Annotated in this window: 18 protein-coding genes; 7 read left to right on the forward strand and 11 right to left on the reverse strand. The window is 63.5% G+C overall.

Annotation, left to right across the window (positions count from 1 at the left end; genetic code table 11):
* Positions 1 to 111: 111 nt before the first annotated feature.
* Both ASD58_RS11925 and ASD58_RS11930 read right to left on the reverse strand, forming a co-directional pair.
* Positions 112 to 435: a multidrug efflux SMR transporter gene (locus ASD58_RS11925; protein WP_304438517.1), complete on the reverse strand. Its 324-nt coding sequence runs from the start codon at positions 433 to 435 to the stop codon at positions 112 to 114.
* Positions 432 to 1,046, reverse strand: a complete 615-nt coding sequence (locus tag ASD58_RS11930) for a glutathione S-transferase family protein (RefSeq protein ID WP_057261391.1) — start codon at positions 1,044 to 1,046, stop codon at positions 432 to 434. Before ASD58_RS11930 ends, ASD58_RS11925 begins: the two co-directional genes overlap by 4 nt.
* Positions 1,047 to 1,136: 90 nt before the next feature.
* Here ASD58_RS11930 and ASD58_RS11935 point away from each other — a divergent pair, with 90 nt between their 5' ends.
* The 7 genes from ASD58_RS11935 (at position 1,137) to ASD58_RS11960 (ending at position 8,070) form a co-directional block, all read left to right on the forward strand.
* Positions 1,137 to 2,036 (forward strand): LysR family transcriptional regulator, encoded by a 900-nt coding sequence (locus ASD58_RS11935; protein ID WP_057261392.1) that lies wholly within the window; start codon positions 1,137 to 1,139, stop codon positions 2,034 to 2,036.
* Positions 2,037 to 2,078: 42 nt separating this feature from the next.
* Positions 2,079 to 2,642 (forward strand): NADPH-dependent FMN reductase, encoded by a 564-nt coding sequence (locus ASD58_RS11940; protein WP_057261393.1) that lies wholly within the window; start codon positions 2,079 to 2,081, stop codon positions 2,640 to 2,642.
* Between the two features lie 70 nt (positions 2,643 to 2,712).
* Positions 2,713 to 4,389 carry a M14 family zinc carboxypeptidase gene (locus ASD58_RS11945; protein ID WP_057261425.1) on the forward strand — a complete coding sequence of 559 codons (1,677 nt, stop codon included), beginning with the start codon at positions 2,713 to 2,715 and terminating at the stop codon, positions 4,387 to 4,389.
* Positions 4,390 to 4,396: 7 nt separating this feature from the next.
* A complete protein-coding gene (locus ASD58_RS11950; RefSeq protein WP_057261394.1) occupies positions 4,397 to 6,553 on the forward strand; it encodes an FUSC family membrane protein in 2,157 nt (718 codons plus the stop codon).
* A gap of 8 nt (positions 6,554 to 6,561) precedes the next feature.
* Positions 6,562 to 6,846: a YkgJ family cysteine cluster protein gene (locus tag ASD58_RS11955; protein WP_057261395.1), complete on the forward strand. Its 285-nt coding sequence runs from the start codon at positions 6,562 to 6,564 to the stop codon at positions 6,844 to 6,846.
* Positions 6,847 to 6,853: 7 nt separating this feature from the next.
* Complete coding sequence (locus tag ASD58_RS31190) at positions 6,854 to 6,991, forward strand: hypothetical protein (RefSeq protein ID WP_200951601.1); 138 nt, start codon at positions 6,854 to 6,856, stop codon at positions 6,989 to 6,991.
* Between the two features lie 83 nt (positions 6,992 to 7,074).
* Positions 7,075 to 8,070 (forward strand): ankyrin repeat domain-containing protein, encoded by a 996-nt coding sequence (locus ASD58_RS11960; protein WP_057261396.1) that lies wholly within the window; start codon positions 7,075 to 7,077, stop codon positions 8,068 to 8,070.
* Positions 8,071 to 8,102: 32 nt separating this feature from the next.
* Here ASD58_RS11960 and ASD58_RS11965 read toward each other — a convergent pair whose 3' ends face one another.
* The 9 genes from ASD58_RS11965 to astB all read right to left on the reverse strand — a co-directional run bounded on the left by ASD58_RS11965 (position 8,103) and on the right by astB (position 23,198).
* Positions 8,103 to 8,921 carry a hypothetical protein gene (locus tag ASD58_RS11965; RefSeq protein ID WP_057261397.1) on the reverse strand — a complete coding sequence of 273 codons (819 nt, stop codon included), beginning with the start codon at positions 8,919 to 8,921 and terminating at the stop codon, positions 8,103 to 8,105.
* Between the two features lie 17 nt (positions 8,922 to 8,938).
* A complete protein-coding gene (locus tag ASD58_RS11970; protein ID WP_229209964.1) occupies positions 8,939 to 10,471 on the reverse strand; it encodes a diguanylate cyclase in 1,533 nt (510 codons plus the stop codon).
* Positions 10,472 to 10,497: 26 nt separating this feature from the next.
* Positions 10,498 to 12,447, reverse strand: coding sequence for a S9 family peptidase (locus ASD58_RS11975; protein ID WP_057261399.1), 1,950 nt, complete (start codon positions 12,445 to 12,447; stop codon positions 10,498 to 10,500).
* Between the two features lie 4 nt (positions 12,448 to 12,451).
* Positions 12,452 to 13,927 carry an APC family permease gene (locus ASD58_RS11980; RefSeq protein ID WP_082565373.1) on the reverse strand — a complete coding sequence of 492 codons (1,476 nt, stop codon included), beginning with the start codon at positions 13,925 to 13,927 and terminating at the stop codon, positions 12,452 to 12,454.
* 117 nt (positions 13,928 to 14,044) lie between these two features.
* Complete coding sequence (locus ASD58_RS11985) at positions 14,045 to 15,157, reverse strand: NADH:flavin oxidoreductase/NADH oxidase (protein ID WP_057261401.1); 1,113 nt, start codon at positions 15,155 to 15,157, stop codon at positions 14,045 to 14,047.
* A gap of 215 nt (positions 15,158 to 15,372) precedes the next feature.
* Positions 15,373 to 15,885 (reverse strand): DUF1993 family protein, encoded by a 513-nt coding sequence (locus tag ASD58_RS11990; RefSeq protein WP_057261402.1) that lies wholly within the window; start codon positions 15,883 to 15,885, stop codon positions 15,373 to 15,375.
* 46 nt (positions 15,886 to 15,931) lie between these two features.
* Positions 15,932 to 16,921, reverse strand: coding sequence for a succinylglutamate desuccinylase (locus tag ASD58_RS11995; protein WP_057261403.1), 990 nt, complete (start codon positions 16,919 to 16,921; stop codon positions 15,932 to 15,934).
* A 101-nt stretch (positions 16,922 to 17,022) separates the two neighbouring features.
* The gene (locus ASD58_RS12000) at positions 17,023 to 21,723 is read right to left on the reverse strand and encodes an NAD-glutamate dehydrogenase domain-containing protein (RefSeq protein ID WP_057261404.1); all 4,701 of its coding nucleotides are present in this window, start codon (positions 21,721 to 21,723) and stop codon (positions 17,023 to 17,025) included.
* Between the two features lie 134 nt (positions 21,724 to 21,857).
* Complete coding sequence (gene astB, locus ASD58_RS12005; protein ID WP_057261426.1) at positions 21,858 to 23,198, reverse strand: N-succinylarginine dihydrolase; 1,341 nt, start codon at positions 23,196 to 23,198, stop codon at positions 21,858 to 21,860.
* Positions 23,199 to 23,204 lie beyond the last annotated feature (6 nt).

Raw genomic sequence — 23,204 nt, forward strand, 5'->3', positions numbered from 1 at the left:
CCGAGCTCGTGTCACACCCTGGGGTCACACCCCAAGTGTGACACGGGCACAAGCATTGCGCGGCTGAGCCCGTGTCACCATCGGGGTGTGACCCCATGGTGTGACACGGGCTCAGCCGTTTGTGAGCTTCAGGCCGGCGATGCTGGCGATGATGGCTCCGATCAGCAGCAAGCGCAGCGGCGTGGCGCTTTCGCCGTACACCACGATGCCTGCCAGGGCGGCGCCCGCCGCTCCTATCCCGGTAAAGACCGCGAACGCTGTGCCGACTGGCAGTTGGCGCAAGGCCATCGTCAGCAGCACGATTGCGCCGTTGGCGAACGCCAGGCCCGCGAGGCTGGGCCAGAGCCGCGTCCAGCCTTCGGCGTGCTTGAGCGCGACCGCCATGGCGATGTCCACCAGCGCCGCCGCCAGCAACAGGCCCCAGGCACCCATCATGGCTTTGCCGCCGCCAGGCCGCGCTGCACGGCCGGGCGCGCCCCGATGCGTTCCACCCAATCGGCCACCGCCGGGAAATCGGCCAGCGTGACGCCCAGTTCATGATGCGAGCGTATCCACGGGAAGCTGGCAATATCCGCAATCGTGTACTCGTCACCCGCCAGGTAAGCCTTGTCGCGCAGGCGCTCTTCGAACACGCCCAGCAGGCGCAAGGTTTCGCGGCCATAACGCTCCAGTGCCTGCTCGTTGCGCGGGCTGCCTTTTGCCGCGCCATGGCGGAAGAACCACAACTGCCCCAGCATCGGCCCGATATGCCCCACCTGCAGGAACAGCCATTGCAGCACCACGCTGCGCTCTACACCGGCAGCGGGCAGCAGCTTGCCGGCCTTGTCGGCCAGGTGGATCAGGATGGCGCCCGATTCGAAGACCGGCGTGCTGTCGTCCACCAGCAGGGGGATCTTGTGGTTCGGACTCATGACGCTGAATGGCGGCTGGTGCTGCTCGCCTGCGGACAGGTTCACGTGGTGCACCTTGTGCGGCAGGCCCAGTTCTTCCAGGGCGATGGTGATCTTCTGCCCATTCGGCGTATCGGCGGTGTACAGGGTTAGCATGGTCGACTCCTTTCGCGTTTTGATGAAGTCAGTGTATGCCCCGCAAAAACGCATTAGAATTCCCTAAAACAGCGGAACGGTTAAGCAAATATGCAGAAACTCGACTGGGAAGACTTGCGCTACTTTGCCGCCGTGGCGCGCGGCGGTTCCATCTCGGCTGCGGCCCGCGAACTGGGCGTCAACCACTCCACCGTGCTGCGCCGGATCGACAGCCTGGAGCAGTCGCTCGGCGTGCGCCTGTTCGAACGCCTGCAATCGGGCTACGTGATGACCGGCGCCGGCGAAACCCTGCGTGGCCGCCTTGGCCCCATCGAAGAAGAAATCGGCAGCGCCCAGCGTGAAGTAGGCGGCCTGGATGAAGAGCTGCGCGGCAGCATCCGCTTGACCACCACCGACACATTGGCACATGGCCTGTTGATGCCCTACCTGCACCGCTTCCAGGAAGCCCACCCTGCGGTACAACTGCAACTGGTGGTCAACAACAGCTTCCTCAACCTCACCCAGCGCGAAGCCGACATGGCGCTGCGCCCGTCCAACACACCGCCGGCCAACCTGGTCGGCCGCAAGGTGGGCGCGCTGGCGACGGCGCTGTACGCCTCCCATGCCTATTTGCGCCGGGCCGAGCGCGAAGGCATTGCGCGCGACGACTGGGCGGCGCACCGCTGGGTAGCGCCGGACGACAGCCTGTCGCACCTGGCCGCCGCCCAATGGCTGGCCGAGCGCGTGCCGCCGTCGCAGCTTGCGGTGCGCACCGACAGCCTGGTGACCATGGTCGACGCCGCGCGCAACGGCATGGGCGTGGCGCCCTTGCTTTGCATGCTGGCCGACCGCGAACGCGCGCTGGAACAACTGGCCCCGCCCGACCCGCGCTTCCATACCCAACTCTGGGTGCTGAGCCACCGCGACTTGCGCAACGTGGCGCGCATCAAGGCCCTCAGCCAGTTCCTCTACGATGCGCTGCGACAGGACGCGCATGTTTTCCCCGCTTGATGTACATTGTCATTCCGACATTCCCAACCCACGGAGCACCCCATGACCAAGAAAATCGCCCTCATCGTCGGCAGCCTGCGCAAGGATTCGCTGAACCGCAAATTCGCCAACGCACTGGTGGAAGTGGCGCCAGCCGAACTGCAATTCGAGTTCGTCGACATCGGCGAGCTGCCGCTGTACAACCAGGACCTGGACGACGCCCATACCCCGCCGGCCGCCTGGACCGCCTTCCGCGACAAGCTGCGCAACGTGGACGGCATCGTATTCGCTACGCCGGAATACAACCGCGCCATGCCGGGTGCACTGAAGAATGCCATCGACGTCGGCTCCCGCCCATGGGGCCACAGCATCTGGAACGCCAAGCCGGTGGGCGTGATCTCGGCCTCCACCGGCGCGGTAGGCGGCTTTGCCGGCAACCACAACGTGCGCCAGACCATGGTGACGCTGAACGCGCCGGTCATGCCCGGCCCTGAGGTCTACATCGGCAACGGCAGTGCGCTGATCGGCGAAGACGGCAAGGTCAATAACGACAAGACCAGGGAAGTGCTGGCCGGCTGGGCAGCCGCTTACGCCAAATGGGTGGAGGCCAATGGCCGCAAGGCTTAATTCAGGGCTGAAGTGGTAAAATCGCTGACCTCCCCCACTGCAGAAGACTGAGATCCAGACCATGCAAGAAATGCTCACGCCTTACGAAAAAGGCAATAAAAACCAGACTACCCTCTGGACCGAGTGCATCGCCTTCTACCAGGAACTGGCACGCCGCTTCCCGAATATCCTGAAATTTGAACAGGCAGCCGTATCGGACGGCGGCATCCCCCTGCATGTGGGCGTGGTCAGCGCCGACGGCGTATTCGACCGCGAAACGATCAAGCGCGAAGGCCGCACGGTCTTCTTCAACAATAACGGCATCCACCCTGGCGAGCCGGAAGGTATCGACTCCTGCATGGCGACGGTGCGCGACCTGTGCTTCCAGCCGGAGCTGCTGGCGACCCTGGGCAAGACCGTGCTGCTGTTCATCCCGATCTACAACGTGGACGGCTGCCTGAACCGGCAAAACACCTCGCGCGCCAACCAGGACGGTCCCGAGATGTTCGGCTTCCGCGGCAACAGCCGCCACCTGGACCTGAATCGCGACTTCGTCAAATGCGACACGCTGAACGCGAAGTTCTTCAACCAGCTGATCACCGCCTGGGACCCGGACGTGATGGTCGACACCCACACTTCCAACGGCGCCGACTACAGCTACACCATGACCCTGATCCACACCCAGTGCGACAAGCTGGGTGGCGAACTCGGTGAATTCCTGCGCGACACCATGCTGCCGCAGATTTACGAAGACATGGCCGGCGCAGGCTGGCCAACCTGCCCTTACGTGAATCCGGTGGTGGAAACCCCGGACGACGGCATCGCCGACTTCCTGGAAACCGCACGCTTCTCGACCGGCTTCACCGCGCTGCATAACATCATCGGCTTCATGCCGGAGACGCATATGCTGAAGCCTTACGCCGACCGCTACGAGTCGATGCGCGCCCTGGTCGACACCGTGCGCAACTTCACCGTCAAGCACGGCGAACAGATCAAGGCGCTGCGCGCCGCCACCAAGGCCGCGCAGCGCAAGCAGAAAGAATGGGCAGTCACCTGGCGCATGGATGAAGAGAATCCAGGCACCTTCCATTTCAAAGGCTACGAAGCACAACGCAGCCCGTCCAGGCTGGGCGACTATGTCCGCCTGTCCTACGACCGCAGCAAGCCGTGGGCGCGCGACATCAAGTGGTTCAACCGCTTCCCCGCCGACACGATAATCAGGGCGCCAAAAGCCTACGTCGTGCCGCAGCAATGGCGCGAAGCGGTCGAGCGCCTGCAATGGAACGGCGTGCAGATGACCCGCATCGAGGCACCGACCACCGTGCAGGCCCAGTACTACCACATCAACAGCGTCACCTCGCGCCCCACCGCCTACGAAGGCCATATGTTCCACGATGAAGTGGAAGTCGAGAAACGCGAAGCCACGTTTGAGCTGAACGCCGGCGACTGGTACGTTTCGCTGGACCAGGACAACGCGCGCTACGCCGTTGAAACCCTGGAACCGCAAGGCCACGACTCCTTCTTCCGTTGGGGCTTCTTCAACTCCGTACTGGAGCGCAAGGAGAACATCTCCGACTACGTGTTCGAAGACCTGGCTGCCGACATCCTGGCCGCCGAGCCGGAAACCAATGCCAGGTTCGAAGACTGGAAAGCCGCCAACCCGGCGCTGGTGAAGGACAAGGACGCAGTGCTGCACTTCATCTTCCACAACTGCCAGCGACAACGCGAGCCGGAATGGCGCCGCTACCCTGTGCTGTCGATTGTGTAAGAGGGCCATGCACTACGCACTAGACCCCCGCACTTTCTTCTACAGCCATTACTTCCACCTGGGCCTGCGCTTCGGCGCCGGCCTGGTGGGCGTAATTGCGCTGGCCATGTGGCTGACCGACATCCATATCGCGATGTCGATCGGCATCGGCGCGCTGTGCACCGCGCTGATGGACATGCCAAGCCCACTGCGCCACAAGTTCAACGAGATGATGGCTTCGGTGCTGCTATGCACTGCCGTTACGCTGCTCATCAGCCTGTGCGGGCCGTATTACTGGCTGCTGATGCCGATGCTGGTGGCGGTGAGCTTCTTCGCCAGCATGATGGTCGTGTATGGCAAGAAGTCGATGCCGCTGCAGTTGGCGACGCTGTTCATCATGACCATGTCGACCGAGCATGTGCTGACTCCGGCGCAGTCGTTCGCGCACGCCGGCTTGTTCATGTTCGGCGCCCTGGCCTACCTGGCTTATGCCATGGGCGTCGCCTACGTGCTGCGCCACCGCATCAAGCAGCAGGTGCTGGCCGAAGCGCTGTTCGAGCTGGCGGCCTACATTGACATCAAGGCGGATTTCTACGACACACGCTACAACCTCACCGAGCAGTTCAACAAGCTGGTGCGCCACCAGGCCTTGCTGGCCGACCGCCAGCAGGCTTCGCGCGACCTGATCCTGCGTGCGCACAACAACCGCAAGGATGCGGTGGTGGTGCAGATCCACGTCTGCATGCTGGACTTGTACGAGCAGGTGCTCGCCACCCATACCGACTATGCAGCCCTGCGCACCCACCTGGTCGACTCGCCTGCCCTGCGCACGCTGCACGACCTGGCGTTCAAGGCGGCGCGCGATATCGAATCGGTGGCATACGCAGTCACCCGCAAGCGCGCCTCCTATCCGGAAGTCGACTACACGCCGGAACTGATGGCCCTCGAGCAGCAGATCGCCGGCCTGCAGGACGACCTCGACGCCGGCAAGCCGCGCCGCGAAGCCGTCACCGTGCTGCGCGCGCAGCGCAACAAGATCACTGCCATCATCCGCATGATCGGCGAGCTGCACGTGTCGAGCCAGAAGGTGTACGAAGACACGCCGTTCTGGCGCGACATGGACATGCAGCCTTTTCTGTCGCAGCAGAAGTACGAACTGCAGCTCATGGTGTCGCACTTCCGCATGGATTCGCCGGTGTTCCGGTTTGCCCTGCGCGTGTCGATGGCGATTGCCGCCGGGCTGGCGATCGGCGCCATGCTGCCATACAAGGCACACAGCTACTGGATCGTGCTGACCATCGTGATCATCCTGAAGCCAAGCTTCAGCATGACCAAGCAACGCCGCTCGGACCGCATTGTCGGCACCATTATCGGCTGCATTATCACCGCTGTCGTGCTGAAGTTCATGGACCACCCGGCGGCGATCCTGGCCGTGCTGGTGTTGTCTTGCATCGCGACGCCGACCTTCATTTACCTGCGCTACCGCTACGCGGCGATCGCGGTGTCGGTGATGATCCTGCTGTGGATGTACCTGGTGGCGCCGAGCAGCAACCTGATTTCCGAGCGCCTGGTGGACACCTTCGTCGGCGCCGCGATTGCAACGGCATTCAGCTTCGTGCTGGCGAACTGGGAATACCAATCGCTGCCGCACCTCGTCAAGCTGGTGCTGTCGGTGAACCTGAGTTATATGGAAGCGAGCTTCGACCTGCTGCAAGGGAAGTACCGCAATGACTTCATCTACCGCATCCAGCGCAAGCGGCTGATGGAAACCCTGGCCGCACTCAGCGCCGCGCTGGTGCGCATGCTGGACGAGCCGGAAAGCAAGCAGCGCGCCGCCGAGGACATCAACCTGTTCATCGTGCAAAACTACCTGCTGGTGGCGCACGTTGCCGCCCTGCGTGCGATCCTGCGCCGCCACGTGCGCGATATCCCGGGCGATGCGGTGAACGCCATGCTCGACACCAGCCACGCGTCCGTGTGCCGCACGCTGACCGTCGCCCTGTCGCGCCATACCGGCGCCACGCCTCCTGCGGCGCCCCTGCGCCGCGAGCCGGCGGCCGAGCCGGAAGTTGCCTGGTCCGGCTGGCCGCTGGTGCAACGGCGCATCCGCCTGCTGCAGGCGGATGCGGATAAAATCATCGTCCATAGTGAAGCGATTGTTCGCAACGTTACAAACGGTGATTGAGGAATGGGATGTCGCACTGCCAAAGCTGCGGCGCATGCTGCGCCAGTTTCAGGGTTTCCTTCTATTGGGGAGAAGCTGTTCCCGCACACCTGACTGTGCCCATCACGCCCCACCGTGCCGCCATGCGCGGTACGGAAGCAAAGCCCGTGCGCTGCATCGCGCTTTCCGGCGAGGTGGGCAAGGAAGTCGGCTGCACCATCTACGCCGAGCGCTCTTCCACCTGCCGCGAATTCACCGAATACACCCCTGAATGCAACAAAGCCCGCGCCATGCACGGGCTTCCGCCTATTTAAGGATGAGATGAAAAGCCAGCTTGAAAAATCGAAGGAGTTTGAAGCGCTGCATCAACGGGGCAATTGCTTCGTCGTCCCCAACCCCAGGGACCTCGGGTCGGCGCGACTGCTGGAGCATCTGGGATTCAAGGCGCTGGCGTGCTGAACGCCGGCACGTTCGGCTATGCCGGGGAAGCCCGTTCTGCCAAAAGGCTCAATCGTTTACTTTCTTCTGGAGCAATCAGCTAAATGCGAATTATCGTCAGTGGCCCTGCTGCGGTATTTGACCAGGACGGTGCGGAGATCCGAAATTGGGAAAAGCTGGCGCGCCTGGACAATTTTCACCTGGACGGGACTATCAACGCAGGTGATCTGGATAACGAGCTTGCGCACCTCAAGGGCGGCCAATCATGTCTGCAAGTCGACCACCTTGCGGGAACGGTCCGGGTACATACCGAGTTTCGATCCCATCGCAGACTCGTGGACAGCAAGATTGCGCTTCTCGCACAGGCGACGCGGGCCCAGTGGTCTGACGGGCTTGGCGAGGCATCGCATGCCGGCATCGGTACAGGCGAACAGATTTCCTTGTACCCGATTCCTTATGACGAAACATTGACTCGCGTCATTCAAATTCAGGAGCCGCTTTCGGTTCGAGTCGGCTACTTGCTCTCGATCGCTGCGAAGTTCCTCCAGAATCTGTCTTTTCGCGGCATCGAGCGTGAAGGAAGATGGGGCATGACTCCGCTCATGCAGGCATCTGCCGATGGTAACTTCAGCGCCCTCACCGAATGCATAAGAAAGAGGGCGAACGTACATCACAGAGGCGAGGGTGGTCGCACCTGCCTGACTATGGCGACCATGGCAGGACATCTTCGGATTGTCGAACTCCTGCTTGATGCCGGCGCAGATCCGGACCAGGCGGATAACGAGGGAATGAGTCCGGTCATTTGGGCCGCAAACCGGGGCTATACGACAATACTTGACTGTCTCGTCGCGCAAGGCGCAAACCTGAACACCGTAAATACCCTTGGCAAGACTGCGTTGTTTTATGCCCAGAGAATGGACGTAGTCGAACGCCTGCTTGCGCTAGGGATCGATCCTTCCGTGCGCGACGCCGCAGGCAATACAGCCGCTGACCATGCGCGCGGGCAGGCGGCAGCATGCAGGACGAATCGAAACTGGCCACGACTTGAGCGGGTGGCATTTGAAGAAGCCAAGGCAGACCTGCTGGACAAAGCCCGCTAGCAAGAAGTCAGCGCCCAACGAAATGCCAGCGATCAGAGTGTATTCGGTGCGACGTACAGCTTGCCGCCTTTGACGTCGAACACGACGCGGTGACTGCGGAAGAATGGCGCGCCGAGGATGCCGTCGAACGGGGCCCCATCAAGCTTGATGCGGTGGATCCTCATGCTCAGGTTCAGTGTCCCGCCCAGGTCGCGCAGCTCGCACGCCTGGTTGGTGTCGCATGCCGCACCAAACTTGATGATGTTCACCTGGGCACCAGTGTCCAGCACGAATTTCAGCTGTTTTCCCTCCGCCTGCAAGGTTACCAGCGGCCCTTCGCCGCCATACTTCAGATCGAGGATATGCCACTTCGGCTCCCTGAGCTCTACAAGCTGGCTCGCATCAAGGATCGACATCGTGCGCTGCTTGTAGTCGAACAGCAGCGGGAAGTTCGCCAGGGCCTCTAGGCCGATCGCGCCGCCCGCACGGGCCTTGGTCAGCTCGGCCTCGGGACCTTCCGCTGCGCCGCCCCACTGCATGTGCACCTGGCCTTGTACAGGCGCGAGCATCGTGGAGCCTACGACGACTCTTTCCGCGACGACCCGCGGCGTTTCATAAGCCCTGCCCTGCAAGTCCCGGAACTTCTTTTTCTCGTCGAGTACTTTAACCGAACCTGATTGCTCGATCACCGGGGCAGGCAATGAAATGCCAAGCTTGCCGCCAGAGTCGAACATCATGCGGCTGGACGCTGCGCCGATGTTGACATTCATGAATGGTATGCCGTTTATGAATTCGAGCGGAACGACATCCGGCGCGGCAATGGCCTGCTGGCAAACCACGGCGGCAAGAATGAGGGTGGAAAAAATGCGCATTGGGTGATGTCCTTTTGTCAGGCGAAGCAGACGCGGTTACGGCCGGTTTCCTTGGCGCGGTACAGCAGCGCATCGGCTTTCTGCAGCATGGTTTCAGCACTGCCGGCGGCGATGTCGGCGTACACCCCCATGCTCATGGTGACCTTCAGGTCCGGATGCACCTCATGCCATGGGAAGTCTGCGATCAAGGTGCGCAGCTTGTCGCACAAGGCGGCAGCTTGCGGGCCTGCGGTCTCGGGGAAGGCAATAACGAATTCCTCGCCGCCGTAGCGGGCTACCAGGTCGGACAGGCGCATGTGATTGCGCAGGATGTTGCCGACGTGGCGCAGCACGGTGTCGCCAGTGGCGTGCGAATAAGTGTCGTTGATCTTCTTGAAGTGGTCGATGTCGCAGATCACCAGCGCCAGCGGGCGTTTGTGGCGCACTGCCTGGTTGAACAGGGTGTTGGCCTGTTCGTCGAAGTGGCGGCGGTTATGGAGCTGCGTGAGGGCATCGCGGATACTGAGTTCGCGCAGTTGCTCCGCCTGTTCGAGGATGGTGGCGTGCGAGGTGTTGAGCTCCTCATGGCTTTGCGCCAGCTGGGCGCTCATGGCATTGAAGGCGGTGGCCAGCGCAGCCACTTCGTCCTTGCCCTGCACCGGCACTTCCTGCCGCAGTTCGCCTTTCTGCATGCGCTTTACGGCCCTGGTGAGGCCGCTGAGGCTGCGCGACAAGCCGCGGCTTAGCAGCACGCCGAGCAGCGTTGCCAAGCCTGCTGCAGCGGCGATGCCCCACAGCAGGGAGTTGTACAGGGCATCCAGGTATTTCTGTTCCTGCGGCGTCGGTGCCAGCGTTCCTTCCGACGACATGTAGGCGACAGTCTGGTTTTTCACCACGATTGCCCGCGCAGAACCGCGCAGGTTTTCAGGCAATGGCTCGCCATAGCGGAACTGGCCGCCGCCGAGCAGCACACGGTAGCCGGCGTCCGTCAGGATGAAACGGAATGGCGGCGGGCTGTCGCGGCGCGGTGGTGGCGGGCGGTCGCCATCCATCCCGGGTTCGCGTGCCGCTTCGGGCGGTGGGCCGTAGCCGTCACGCGCCAGGTGCCGGGGCGAAGCCAGGGTTGGATCAGGCGGAGCGTCACGGTAGTCGGCGGGCGGGAAGCCCCCGTCCGGCGGCGGGGTGCCGCTGCTGCGGCGCGCTGCAGGCAAGGTCGGATCGGGCGGAGGTCCGCCGCCTTCGCGCGGCACATAGACGCCCTCGCCTGGCGGCGGCGCGTAGCGTGCCTGGTTGTTGATGCGCGGCGGCATGCGCTCCAGCATTTCGCTGGGCAGTTCCCGTCCGGCGGGCCGCTCGCCCTCCTGCCGCCGAACGAAGCGGTCGAAGGATTCTGTCGCAATGGCGGTCTGCCAGTCGCCATATTCGGCCAGGTAGGCCGTCATGTAGGTGTGGAAGTGCTCGGCCGCCTGCTGCCGGCGCAAGGAGTCGACCTTATAGTTCACGCTGAGGTAGGCGACACCGCCCACCAGCGTTACCGAACCAAGCCCTGTCGCCAGCAGGGCCGCCATCATTTTGTACCGCAAACGCATCGTCTTGCTTACTCGCCCAGGTAACGTCCAAACCATTCAATCGTGCGCTTGCGCAGGTCTTGCTGGTGCTCCGGATCGCGAATGCTATGCCCTTCGCCTTCGTAGATCACCAGCGAAGTCGGCACGCCCATCGCCTTCAGGCCATGCCAGAACTCCATCGACTGCGCCGGCGGACACTCGACGTCTCGTTCGCCGACATATACCAGCGTTGGCGTGCGCGCCACCTTGATCGATTCGATCGGCGACAATTGGCGGTAAATCGCCGGATCGTCGTAGGCGGAGGCGCCGAAGAATGGAATCATCCACTGGTCGATGCCGTTCTGGCCGTAGTAAGAGACCCAGTTCGCAATGCCTGCGCCTGCAACGGCCGCCCTGAAGCGCTGCGAATGCGTCACCCCCCACATGGTCATGAAGCCGCCGTAGGAATGGCCCATGAGGCCCATGCGGGTGGTGTCGACCGGCGCCGCAGCGGCTGCGGCATCGACGCCTGCCAGGATGTCGCGCAAATCGCCGCCGCCAAAATCTCGGCGGTTGGCGCGGGCAAAGTCCTGGCCCTGGCCGAAGCTGCCGCGCGGATTGGGCAGGAATACGAAGTAGCCTTTTTCCACCAGCTCGCGCACCAGGGGATTGCCCTGCTCTCCCGGAGAGATGTAGCGCGGCGAAGCGGCGGCAGCGGGGCCGCCGTGGACTTGCACGATCATCGGGTATTTCTTGCCCGGCACAGTAGTACGCGGGCCAATCAGCCAGCCCTGCACGCTGAAGCCTTCGTTGGTCCAGCTAATGTTGCGCACCGCGACTTGCGGCGCCAGGTGTGCATTGTCGTCGGTGATGGCGCGCATGACGCCAACCGGGCCCGCCACGATGGCGGCTGCATGCTCGAAGTCTTCCTGCGCCGCGGCGGCTTTGCTGCCGTCCGCGCTGAACGAGATCCGGCCATCGCCGGCGCCGGTCGAGGCGGCGACTGAGCGCAGCACCGTGCTGCGGCCCTGCATGTCCAGCGACAGCACGTTCGACTTATCGCCCATCAGCGCGGTGCCCAGCAAGCCTTTGCCGCGCCACGCCAGCGTGTTGAAGGTGCCTTTGAAGCCTGCGGTCAGGTTGACCGGCTCGCCGCCTGCGAACGGCACGGTGTAGACGTCGCCGCCGACCGAGCCGAAATCGCTCATCAAGCCCCCGATGAAGGCCACGGTGCGGCCATCGGGCGAGACGCGCGGCATATTCAGTTGCGTGGCGGGACTGGCCACAATGCGCAGCGCGCCGCTGGCGGCATCGATGTGGGACAGTCTGGCCACCCACCAGTTGTTGTCGCCGTTGCCTTTGGCGCTGGTGGCAATGAAGCCCTTGCCGTCTGGCGTCCAGTCGTATTCGTAGATGAAGGTGTCGGCTGGCGACACCAGCTTGAGGGTGCCGCCAGCGGCTGCAATGGTGGCGATGCGTTGCGCATCTTCCTCCGCGCCGATCTCGCCTACCAGGCGCGCGCCGGCAGCGGTGGCGCCGGTTTCCTTCTTCGCGCCGACGGTAGCCAGGAGCGACAGCGTGCCGCCATCCGGTGACCAGCGCGCGGTGCTGGCGACGCCCTGCACGGTGGCCAGGGCACGCGCCTTGCCGCCGGCCGCGACGTACAGCCACGCCGAAGAGGAACGCTTGTCGCTGGCGATAAAGGCCAGCGCCTTGCCGTCCGGCGACCAGGATGGCTTGTCATAACTGCATGTGGAGCAGGGATCGAATTCGGCGGCGATGGCGCCGGTCGAGGCATCGCGCACGATCACGGTGGGGTGCGGGCGCTTGCCGTTGCCCGTGTCGATGGATTCCAGCGACACGACACGGTCGCCGGCTGGGGAGATGGCGACCGAGCGGTAGTCGCGGATGGCGGCGCCGGGAGACCCCGCCTGGGCAACCGCCCCAGAGATTATGGCCGTGGCCAGGAATGCTGTGTGGGCGATTGCTTTGACCTGCATTTGTTTATACCTTGTTAAGCCTGGAGTGCCGGATCCCGTAGATGAAGTAGGTTAGCACTGCTACGACCATCCAGATAGTGAAAATCACCTTGGTGGCGTGCGACAGGTTGATCATCAGGTAGCCGCAGGCCAGGATGCTCAGGCCTGGCACGAAGTAGGGGCCGAACGGTACGCGGAAGCCGCCCTTGGTATAGGTGCCCGCCGCACGTTCCTGCGACCGCAGTACCGGCACGGCAATCGACACCACGATAAAGGCGGTCAGGGTGCCCATCGAGACCATATCCCACAGGAAGGTGGAATCGACCAGGCCAGCCACGATGCCCACGACCACGCTGACGATCAGCGTGTTGGCCACTGGCGAGTGCGATTTCGGGTTCACGCTCTGGAAGGCTTTTGGCACCAGGCCGTCCTTGGCGATCGCATACAGGATGCGGGTCTGGCCGTAGATCGTCACCAGCGTCACGGAGAACACGGAGATCACGGCACCGGCCGACAGCACCAGTGCAGGCCAGGCCTTGCCGGTGACGTTCTGCAGGATCACGGACAGGCCGGCGGCCTGGCCTTCGAACTTATGGGCAGGCTGGGCGCCCATGGCCGCCATGGCAACCAGCATATAAAACACGGTCACCAGCAGCAGCGCAGCGATGATGCCGATCGGGACGTTACGCTTCGGGTTGCGCACTTCTTCGCCGGCGGTGGCAATGGTATCCAGGCCGATGAAGGAGAAGAACACCGTGCCGGCTGCGGCGGCGATGCCGCTCGCACCTGGCAGCCACTCACCCGGCGTCTGCTTGATGAACGGCGTGAAGTTGGCGGTGTCGAAGCCGGTGAAGGCGACCGCGCAGAAGAAGATCAGGATTACCAGCTTGATCATCACCATGATCGCGTTGGCGGTAGCCGATTCCTTGGCGCCGCGCACCAGCAGGAAGCAGCACAGTGCCACAAGGATCACCGGCGGCAGGTTGAAGTGGCCCATGTTCCACACCGTGCCGTTCGGGGTCGAGACGATCATCGGCGAGCGCAGGCTTTCCGGAATCTGCCAGTGGAAGGCGTTGATCAGGAAGTTGTTCAAGTAATCCGACCAGCCGATCGCCGTGGCGCTGGCCGCCAGCCCGTATTCAAGCAACAGGCAGAAGGCGACGATGAAGGCCATGAACTCGCCCAGCGTGCGGTAGGCGAAGGAATAGGCGGAACCGGCGGCAGGCACGCGGAAGGACAACTCGGCGTAGCACAGCGCAGTCAGGCCGGCGGTCAGCGCGGCCAGCAGGAAGGACAGCACCACCGAAGGGCCGGCTTTGGGCACCGCTTCGACCATGGTGAAGAAGATACCGGTGCCGATCGTGGCGCCGACGCCGATCATCGTCAGCGAAAACAGCCCGATGGAGCGGCTAAGGCCCTCCCCGTGCAGGCTCGTGCCGGCATCCGTATCCACCGGGGTCGGTTTGGTACGGGTCAGCTTCTGGACCAGCGATTGATTCACAGGCATATCCTTCAGGACAAAAAAACCCCACGATTATAAGACTTCGCAGTTTCTGTACCTAAAGGATTTTGATGCCGGAAAGGCAACCGTGGCGGGCGCCCCACGAAGCCGCGTTTTTTAGCGCTGGCCGAGGCGCGTTTCGCCGAACAGGTTTTTCAGTTCCCGGGGCTGGGAGCGCCAGTACTGCGGCGGTGCAGCAACCTGGGCGCCGAGGGCGGCGGCCGCGTGCCAGGGCCAGCGCGGGTTGTACAGCATGGCGCGCGCCAGTCCCACCATGTCGGCTTGGCCGTTGGCGACGATCGCTTCGGCATGCAGCGGTTCGGTGATCAGGCCCACGCCAATCGTTGGCATGCCCGTGTCGGCCTTGATGCGCTGCGCAAAATGAACCTGGTAGCCCGGGCCGAGCGGAATTTGCTGCAGCGGCGAGACGCCGCCGCTGGAGACGTGGATAAAGTCGGCGCCGCGCTGCTTCAACTGATGCGCCAGGGCCACGCACTGCTCGACGTCCCAGCCGCCCTCCACCCAATCCGATGCCGACACACGCATGCCGATCGCCAGTTCGCGCGGCAGTGCGGCGCGCACTGCATCGAACACTTCCAGCGGGAAGCGCATGCGGTTTTCCAGCGAGCCGCCGTACTGGTCGTCACGCTGGTTTGCCAGCGGCGACAGGAACTGGTGCAGCAGGTAGCCATGGGCGCCATGCAGCTCGATGGCTTCAATGCCGAGGGCATGCACGCGCAGCGCTGCACTCACGAAGTCGGCCTTGACCTTGGCCAGCCCTGCCGCGTCAAGCGCCAGCGGTGCGGGATCGGTGGGCGCGCGAGCCAGTGCGGAAGGGGCGACCGTCTGCCAGCCGCCCTGCCCCGGCGCCAGCGCTTGGCCGCCGTCGAATGGCGGTGCGCTGGAAGCCTTGCGGCCAGCGTGGGCAAGCTGCACGGCGAGCTTTATCGGCGAATGGCGGCGGATCGCCTGCACGATTGGCGCAAGCGCCTGCTGGTGCGCAGCCGACCACAGCCCCAGGTCGGCCGGCGAGATGCGGCCTTCCGGCGAAATGGCTGTGGCTTCCAAAATCAGCAAGCCGGCGCCGGATAGCGCGAGGTGGCCGTAGTGGATCATGTGCCAGTCGGTCGCGAGGCCCTCGTTGGCGGAGTATTGGCACATGGGCGCGATGGCGATGCGGTTCGCCAGTTGCAGCGGGCCCAAGGCATAAGGGGAGAACAGATGGCTCATGAAGTTACAAGTTCTTACTATTGATACAGGCTGGCGCCTAGCTTGGCGCGGCACGCATTGATAAGCTGCGAAGCATGCAAAACCGCTATTGAGAAGGAGCCCGCCATGTACCGCAAAATCCCGACCGTTTCCTCCCGCTTTAACCCAACGAAAGCGTTCTCAGTGGGCCTGCTCCTGCTGACCATGGCGACGACCTACGCCCTGCACGTCAGTATTTAACCCTGGTAAGGACCCAGGTAGTCGATCTTGCCGATCTTGACTCCCTGGTTGCGCAAGATGTCGTGCAGCGTCACGACATGGAAGTAGAAGTTCGGCAGCGCGAAAGTCAGCAGATAGCTCTCGCCGGTGAAGGTTGGCTTGAAGCTGCCGAAACTCAGTGCCACCTCCCGCGTTTCGCTGTTCGCGAAATGCTCCTCCCCCACGCTCTCGATATAAGCGATCGTGTTCGCGATGCGCTGCTGCAGCTGGTCGAAACTGGCTTCGTTGTCGGGGAATTTCGGCGCGGCGATGCCGCTCAGGCGTTCAATGGAGAGTTTGCTGGTATCGCTGGCGCGCTGTACCTGGGCGGTCAGCGGCAGCATGTCGTCGGCCAGCCGGGCCGACAGCAGCGATTCCGGGACTTTGCCGGTTTCCTCTGCGTGCGCTTGCGCCTTGCGCAGCAGACTAGCCATCACGTTCAGGCCGCGCACGAAAATGGGCGCGGAGACTTTATACATGGACAGGGACATGCGCTACTCCTTTTCGGTGAGTGTCCGGGAAGTGTAGCGCAATCCTTCAGTTCACGCGCGTGACCATCATTCCTGCCCGCAGGCCGATGCGAACGTCGGGATTGGGAAAGACCACCAGTTCTTCGTCGTGCTGCACGGTATAGACGGTGTCGCCGTCGCGAGCGATCTCGTCCCCCTTTTTCAGTGCCGTGAAATTCTGCGTGTCCTTGCCGAAGGCCATCTGAAAGTTGTCGCTCAGCTTGATGATGTTCTGCGCGACCTTGAAGACGTGCGGCTGGTTGGCAGCTTGCTCAGGAGCTTTGCCGCGCAGCAGCCGGTCCAATGCCAGCTTGGCGTCCTCGAACTGCGTGAGGTCGTTCTGGCCCAGGGTGCCAATGCGGCCCAATTCAATCGTGGTGCCGGCGGCGGCATGGTGCTCGGCGCTGTAATAGCTGTAGGTGCCGGCCGACGAAGGATTCATGATGATGGCGCCGATGGCGGCCTCGCCCAGCCAGCCCACCAATTGCCGCTTCGCTTCTTCGGCAATCAGGTCGGGGACAATGGCGAAGGTTGGGTACACGCTCGGGCGGATTGCGGTGTGCAGGTCGAGGTGCCAGCGCTCTTTGCCGGCGTTGGCGAAGAATTCGCTGGTGGCGGAGATCATCACGTCGGCGCGTGCGGCTTCGGCGGTGCCGGCCAGCGTGCCGCGTTCGGCGCGGAACATGCGGTTCAGGTCCGCATCGATGAAGCGCTTGGCCTGGCGGATGGCGCCGATGTTGCCGACGCAGAGCATCAGGTCGACTTGCAGCGCCTGCGGTTCTCGCGCCAGGGCGTCAAGCAGGTAGGCTACCAGTTCGATTGGACCGGTTTCGTCGCCGTGCACGCCGACCGAGAGCAGCACTGCCGGGCGGCCAGGCTGCTGGCTGCGGAGGGTGAGGATGCCGTCGGCGGGTTGGCCGACCTTGAAGCCGGCGCTGGTGAAACTGCTTGCTACCGCGCTGAAGTCGGCTTCAGCGAGGGCGCGCACTGCGGGGGGGATTGTTTGATTGTCTGCCATTCTTTGTTGCTGTTTCTTTTCTGCTCCGCGAAAACCGATAAATCGGTGTCTGACCCGCAGGGTCCGACACCCATCCTGCGGCGGCCGCTGGTTTACCGGGTTCAGGCTGCCAGGCCGACGGCGTTGACCGCCTCCGACAACGCCCACACATCCAGCATCGCCTGCTCCAGGTCCGCCGAGGCGGCATAGCCGGACAAGCCCAGGGTGCAGGTCACCAGCTCCACCGCTTCGGCCGCATCATGGCCGTTGGTGGCGCGTGCCAGCACCTGCGACAGCAATTTCTGCTGCGTGCGGCGCAAGGCCTGCTGTGCGTAGCTGCGCAGCTGTTCCTGCGATTTCGAGGTAGCCGGCAGCTTCAGGCCGCGTTCCAGCGTATCGATGCCGGCCTGCGAACGCAGCGCCATGCCCACCGCCAGGAAGCCCGGCAGGTCCATGCCAGCAGGACGCTTGACCGACAGCGCCGCGAACACGAACGCAGCCACGCCTTCCAGCGCATCGACCGCATTCCATGCCTGCACGAACTCGGCACGCAGGCCGCTGTGGGTTGCCGCTTCCGACTGCACGTCCGAAGCCATCTTGCGCACGGTAGCAGGATCGGCGAACAGCTTGGCCAGTTCCGCAATGCCGGCGCCACGCAGTTGGTCCTTCGGTACCGCCAGCACGCCTTCCATCACCGCCTTCAGCATGGCGCGGGTGCGCACATCGACGCGCATCGCCACATTGCGCGGGACGTTCAGCGCGTCCGCATCCAGCGTGTCGAAGACCGGCGCCAGGTCCAGCGCGGACCACGCCTGGCCCCAGGCCAGAATCACGTCCTGTTCGCTGCAATTGTTGGCAGCAGCCAGGTCGCGGATCATCAACGGGCCGCAACGGTTCACCACTTCATTGGCAAGCACGGTCGCCAGGATGGCATTTGACAGCGGGTGGTGCAGCGGCGGACGGGTGGCCACCAGTTGTTCAGGGAAGTAAGGACGCAGCACCTTCTCCGCCCAGCTTTCGTCCGTCAGCGGCATGGCCGACAGCAGGCGCTTGTAGCGGTTCTTCACGTTGGCGATCACCACCGCCAGTTCCGGCGTGGTCAGGCCGCGGCCATCGGCCTTGCGGCGCGCCAGTTCGGCCACGCTTGGCAGGTGCTCCAGTTCGCGCGACAGCGCGCCCTCCTCTTCCAGGTCCGCGATCAGGTCGGCGTAGCCGTCCTGCACATGCGATTCGGACTGGGCCTGGAATTCGCGCACCAGCAGGCGCGTTTGCTGCGTGTTGTCGCGCAGGACCAGACGTTCCACTTCCATGGTCATGTCGTTCAGCAGCTGGTTGCGGGCTGCCTCGGTGGTCTGGCCGGCATTGACTTCCACGTCCAGCCACATCTTGCAGTTCACTTCGTGGTCGGAGCAATCCACGCCGGCCGAGTTGTCGATCGCATCGGTGAAGATGCGGCCGCCGGCCAGGGCGAATTCGATGCGGCCTGCCTGGGTCGCGCCCAGGTTGCCGCCTTCCGCCACCACCTTGCAGCGCAGCTCATTGCCGCTGACGCGGATATTGTCGTTGGCGCGGTCTTTCACCTGCGCGTGGGTTTCGGCCGACGATTTGATGTAGGTACCGATGCCGCCGTTGTAGAACAGGTCCACTGGGGCCAGCAGGATGCGGTGCATCAGCTCTTCCGGCGTCAGCGAAGTTTCTGCGATGTCCAGCGCGGAACGGATTTCAGGCGACAGCTCGATGGTGCGGGCGGTACGCGGGAACACGCCGCCGCCTTTCGAGATCAGTTCCTTGTTGTAGTCCTCCCACGAGGAGCGCGGCAGCGCGAACATGCGCTGGCGTTCGGTGAAGGATTTCGCGGTATCCGGATTCGGGTCCAGGAAGATGTGGCGGTGGTCGAAGGCCGCCAGCAGCTTGATCTGGTGCGACAGCAGCACGCCGTTGCCGAAAACGTCGCCCGACATATCGCCTACGCCCACCACGGTAAACGGGGTGGTGTTCATGTCGTGGCCCATCTCGTAGAAGTGGCGCTTGACCGCTTCGAACGCGCCCTTGGCGGTAATGCCCATCTTCTTGTGGTCATAGCCGTTGGAGCCGCCGGAAGCGAACGCGTCGCCCAGCCAGAAGCCACGCTTCACGGCGATGCTGTTGGCGATGTCGGAGAAGGTCGCGGTGCCCTTGTCGGCAGCCACCACCAGGTAGGGATCGTCGTTGTCGTAGCGGACCGTGTCTTCAGGCGCAACGATCTTGCCCAGCACGCGGTTGTCGGTCATTTCCAGCAGGCTGGCGATGAACAGGCGGTAGACTGCTTCGCCTTCCGCAGCCACCACGTCGCGCGGCGCGTCTTTGGGCATCTGCTTGCAGACGAAGCCGCCCTTGGCGCCGGCCGGCACGATCACGGCGTTCTTCACCATCTGCGCCTTCACCAGGCCCAGGACTTCGGTACGGTAGTCTTCCATGCGGTCCGACCAGCGCAGGCCGCCGCGGGCGACCGGGCCGCCGCGCAGGTGCACGCCTTCGAAGCGGCGCGAGAACACGTAGATCTCGCGGAACGGACGCGGTTCCGGCACCAGGTGCAGGTTGCTGGTATCGAACTTGAAGATGATCTTGTCGCCCTGGCCCGCGTTCTGGAAGTAGTTGGTGCGCAGGGTTGCCAGCATCAGGTCGATCATGGCCGCGAAGATCACTTCGGTGTCGGCATGGTTGATCGAGGACAGGCGGCCCTTGATGGCCAGCAGCTTGTCCTTGGCTGCGGTGCGGGTGGCTTCCGGCAGCGCTGGATCGAAGCGCTCTTTCCATGCGTCGACCAGTTCCTTCACCAGCGCCGGATGGCGGCGCAGGATCTCCGCCATGTAGCGCACGGTGAACTGGGTGCCGGCCTGGCGCCAGTAGCTCATGTAAGCACGCACCAGTTGCACTTCGCGCAGGCGCAGGCCGCCTTCAACCACCAGGCCATTCAGGCGGCCATCTTCGGCTTCGTTGTTGAACAGGGCGTTGAACAGGTCTTCCGCCACTTGCACCACGCCTGGGCGCGACAGCTCGAGCGCGCTCTGCGCATCGACCGCCAGGCTGGTCACGTAATGCTTCTTGCCGTCCGCGGTGCGAATGGTGTGTGCGGATTCGCGCTCGATGGCGACGCCGGCGTTATGCAGCGCCGGCAGGATCGACGACAGTGCAGGCACGCGGTCCACCGAATACAGGCGGATGGTGGTAGAGGCATTGCCGTCCGATGGCAGCTCGACGCGCACGGCGACGCGTTCGTCGACGCCATTGCGCAGGATCTTGTCCAGGTCGTGGAAAGCCACGGCAGGCGGCGTTGCGGCCACGTAGTCGACCGGCAGCGTGGAGCACAGCTTGCGCAAGCTGTTGCGCAGCGGTTCCTCGCCAACCTTGTCGGCCAGTTCCGAGAATTGGTCGTGCCAGCCGTCCAGCACCGTCAGCAGCGGACGCTGGATATCGCTTTCCAGGTCCAGCGGATAGCGCGCAGCGTGGGCGATCAGGTACAGGCGGGCCAGCGGGCCGTCCGACACCAGGGTCTGCGAGCTGACGTGGGTGGCGCCCGAGCTTTCCTGCAGGGCGCGCGCCAGCGCGTGCGCCACCGACGCGGAGTAGCGTTCGCGCGGCAGGTAGACCAGCACGTTCAGGTGGCGGGCATAGACGTCGCGGCGGGCGAACACTTTGGCGCGCGGCTGCTTGTACAGCGACACCACCGCGCCGCACACTTCGGCCAGCCATTCCGGTTCCGCTTCCAGCGCTTCGGTGCGCGGCAGCGACTCCAGGATCTCGATGAATTTCTCGGCGCGGAAGCCGGTCTCGCGCACGCCGGCAATCTTCAGCACTTGCGCAATGCGGCCGCGTGCGAACGGCAGGCGGGCCAGCGGGGTCAGGTTGGCGGCGCGGGTGAACAGGCCGACGAAGCAATGCTCGCCCAGGATGGCGCCCTTGCCGTCGGTGTGGCGCACACCGATGAAGTCCAGCGACTGGTCGCGGTGCAGCGTGCCGCCCACGTCGGCCTTGACGATCGACAGGGTGTGGGCGCGCTTGGACAGTGTGTCGAAGTCGCCAGGAATATTGGCCAGGCAGGTGCCGTAGATCGGGTGCGCGGTGTCTTGCAGCACGCCGATGCGGCTAGGGATGTCGCGTTCCAGTTCGCGCGCACCCGGCTTCACCTGATAGTAGGCGTAGCCGTGCACTTCGAAGCCTTCGTCGCGGGCCCACTGCAGGAAGGCAGCAACTTCCTGCCCTTCTTCGCCATGGCCTGCGGAGTCGGTGGCGACGGCGGTGAAGCGCTCCTTCATTGCGGCCTGGTCGCGTTTCACGACGGCGGCGTCACGCGCCACCATTTCAATGCGGTCGGTCAGTTCTTTCAGTGCGCCGTCTTCCAGCTTTTCGGACAGCAGGCACAGGACCATGGACTCAAGCTTGTCGCCCTTCTGGCCGACGGCTTCAACGCTGCCATCGGTGCTGCGGCGCACCGGCAGCACGGCGTTCAGCACGCCGTTGGAGCCGACCCGCAGCTTGCGCATGGCGATCACGATGGAGTCGACCAGGTAAGGCATGTCGTCGTTGACGATCAGCAGCGCGGTGGCATGGCCGCCGCGTGCTTCCTGATATTGGAGCTTGGCGATCTGGCAACCGGAACCGGTGCGCTTGGCCAATTGGGTGAAACCTTCCACAAGGACCGGGGCCAGGCTGCCAGGGGACAGGTCGGCCAGGTCTTCATCGTCCAGGGAGCCGAGCCAGGCTTCGATCAGTTGCGCAATCGGGCCGCTGGCTTTGACCAGTTCGAGCGTTTGCTTGCGCAACTCTTGTGGCATTTGTTTCATCTGCTTCTCCAAATACGTTGTAGGTATCTTCTTTTTTTCAAACCGGCTGCTCAATGCCCAAAGGTGCTTTTAACGCCCCAGCCTACGAACAGACAGGTGTCTGACCCTGCGGGTCAGACATCGGTTTACCGGTTTTACAGATCGTACAGGCCGGGTAAGCCCAAAATCTGTTCCAGCTCTTTCAATGCGGTATGCACTTCAACAGCCAATTGCGGATCTGCCAAATCTTCAGGTTCCAAATGGTCGCGGTAATGCTTCTCCACCCATGCGACCAGGCTATGGTACAGCGTTTCGGTCATGACCACACCCTGGTGCATGGCCGCTGCCTCCTCCCCGGTCAACGCTACGCGCAGGCGCAGGCAAGCCGGTCCGCCGCCATTGCGCATCGACTGGCGCAGGTCGAAGTGAATCAGTTCATCGACCGGGCCGCCGGAAGAAACCAGCTTCTCCAGGAAGGCCGCAACAGCCGGGATCTCCTGGCATTCGTGCGGCGTAACCAGCGCCATCTTGCCGTCCGGCTTGGACAGCAATTGGGTATTGAACAGGTAGGACGAAACCGCGTCTACCACCGACACTTCGGTAGTCGGCACGCGAACCGCAATCAGTTCGGCACCAACGCCCTGCATGGCAGCACGGATCGAGGCCAGCGCCTCCTGTTCGTCGGCGAAAGCCTGCTCGTGATAGAACAGTACATTGCAGTTGCCCACCGCGATCACGTCGTTGTGGAACACGCCCTGGTCGATCAGGTCCGGATTCTGCTGCACGAACACGCAGCGCGCTGGATCCAGGCCATGCAGGCGAGCTACAGCTTTCGAAGCTTCCAGCGTATGGCGGGCCGGGAATTTTTTCGGCGCCGGAGCGTTCGGATCGAACTCCACGCGTCCGTACACGAACAGCTCCACGGCAGGATTGCCATGCTGGTCGCACAGGCGGGTATGATTCGCCGCGCCTTCATCGCCGAAGGCCGGCGTGCCAGGCAGTGCGTCGTGGACGGCGAAGAAGCGTTCATCCTTGAAGATGGCGCGCAGCGCGCGCGCCGACTGCACGTGCTCGAAGGCGCGGTGCAGCTTGTTGTTCAGGTTTGCGGCGGTGAAATGCACGCGGCCATCCCTGGTATCTGCCGACGGGCTGACGGTGGCGGCATTGGCTGTCCACATCGGCGAAGCCGAGTAGGCGCACGCCAGGATTACCGGCGAGTCGTTGTACGCCTGGGCGATCACTTCGGCATCGGTGCCGTTGTAGCCAAGGCTGCGCAGCAGGCCGAAATTGGGACGGTCCTGCGGCGGCAGCAGCGCCTGCGCGAAGCCGCGCCTGGCCAACTCACGCATCTTGGCCAGGCCCTGCAGGGCAGCCTGCTTCGGATTGGAAGCGCTCTTGACGTTGTTGAACGACGCCACGTTGCCGAACGACAGGCCGGCGTAGTTGTGCGACGGCCCAACCAGGCCGTCGAAGTTGTATTCGCGAGCAGTAGGCATGGCCAT

Source organism: Duganella sp. Root1480D1, assembly GCF_001427305.1.
In the GTDB taxonomy this organism is placed as follows: domain Bacteria; phylum Pseudomonadota; class Gammaproteobacteria; order Burkholderiales; family Burkholderiaceae_D; genus Rugamonas.

Bases quoted from the DNA above. Each gene is read 5' to 3' on its own strand.
- ASD58_RS11935 (WP_057261392.1), top strand. From the start codon at position 1,137: ATGCAGAAACTCGACTGGGAAGACTTGCGCTACTTTGCCGCCGTGGCG.
- ASD58_RS11925 (WP_304438517.1), bottom strand. From the start codon at position 435: ATGATGGGTGCCTGGGGCCTGTTGCTGGCGGCGGCGCTGGTGGACATC.
- ASD58_RS11970 (WP_229209964.1), bottom strand. From the start codon at position 10,471: ATGATGGCGGCCCTGCTGGCGACAGGGCTTGGTTCGGTAACGCTGGTG.
- ASD58_RS11940 (WP_057261393.1), top strand. From the start codon at position 2,079: ATGACCAAGAAAATCGCCCTCATCGTCGGCAGCCTGCGCAAGGATTCG.
- ASD58_RS11985 (WP_057261401.1), bottom strand. From the start codon at position 15,157: ATGAGCCATCTGTTCTCCCCTTATGCCTTGGGCCCGCTGCAACTGGCG.
- ASD58_RS11990 (WP_057261402.1), bottom strand. From the start codon at position 15,885: ATGTCCCTGTCCATGTATAAAGTCTCCGCGCCCATTTTCGTGCGCGGC.
- astB (WP_057261426.1), bottom strand. From the start codon at position 23,198: ATGCCTACTGCTCGCGAATACAACTTCGACGGCCTGGTTGGGCCGTCG.
- ASD58_RS11930 (WP_057261391.1), bottom strand. From the start codon at position 1,046: ATGCTAACCCTGTACACCGCCGATACGCCGAATGGGCAGAAGATCACC.
- ASD58_RS11965 (WP_057261397.1), bottom strand. From the start codon at position 8,921: ATGCGCATTTTTTCCACCCTCATTCTTGCCGCCGTGGTTTGCCAGCAG.
- ASD58_RS11950 (WP_057261394.1), top strand. From the start codon at position 4,397: ATGCACTACGCACTAGACCCCCGCACTTTCTTCTACAGCCATTACTTC.
- ASD58_RS11945 (WP_057261425.1), top strand. From the start codon at position 2,713: ATGCTCACGCCTTACGAAAAAGGCAATAAAAACCAGACTACCCTCTGG.
- ASD58_RS11975 (WP_057261399.1), bottom strand. From the start codon at position 12,447: ATGCAGGTCAAAGCAATCGCCCACACAGCATTCCTGGCCACGGCCATA.
- ASD58_RS31190 (WP_200951601.1), top strand. From the start codon at position 6,854: ATGAAAAGCCAGCTTGAAAAATCGAAGGAGTTTGAAGCGCTGCATCAA.
- ASD58_RS12000 (WP_057261404.1), bottom strand. From the start codon at position 21,723: ATGAAACAAATGCCACAAGAGTTGCGCAAGCAAACGCTCGAACTGGTC.
- ASD58_RS11960 (WP_057261396.1), top strand. From the start codon at position 7,075: ATGCGAATTATCGTCAGTGGCCCTGCTGCGGTATTTGACCAGGACGGT.
- ASD58_RS11955 (WP_057261395.1), top strand. From the start codon at position 6,562: ATGTCGCACTGCCAAAGCTGCGGCGCATGCTGCGCCAGTTTCAGGGTT.
- ASD58_RS11995 (WP_057261403.1), bottom strand. From the start codon at position 16,921: ATGGCAGACAATCAAACAATCCCCCCCGCAGTGCGCGCCCTCGCTGAA.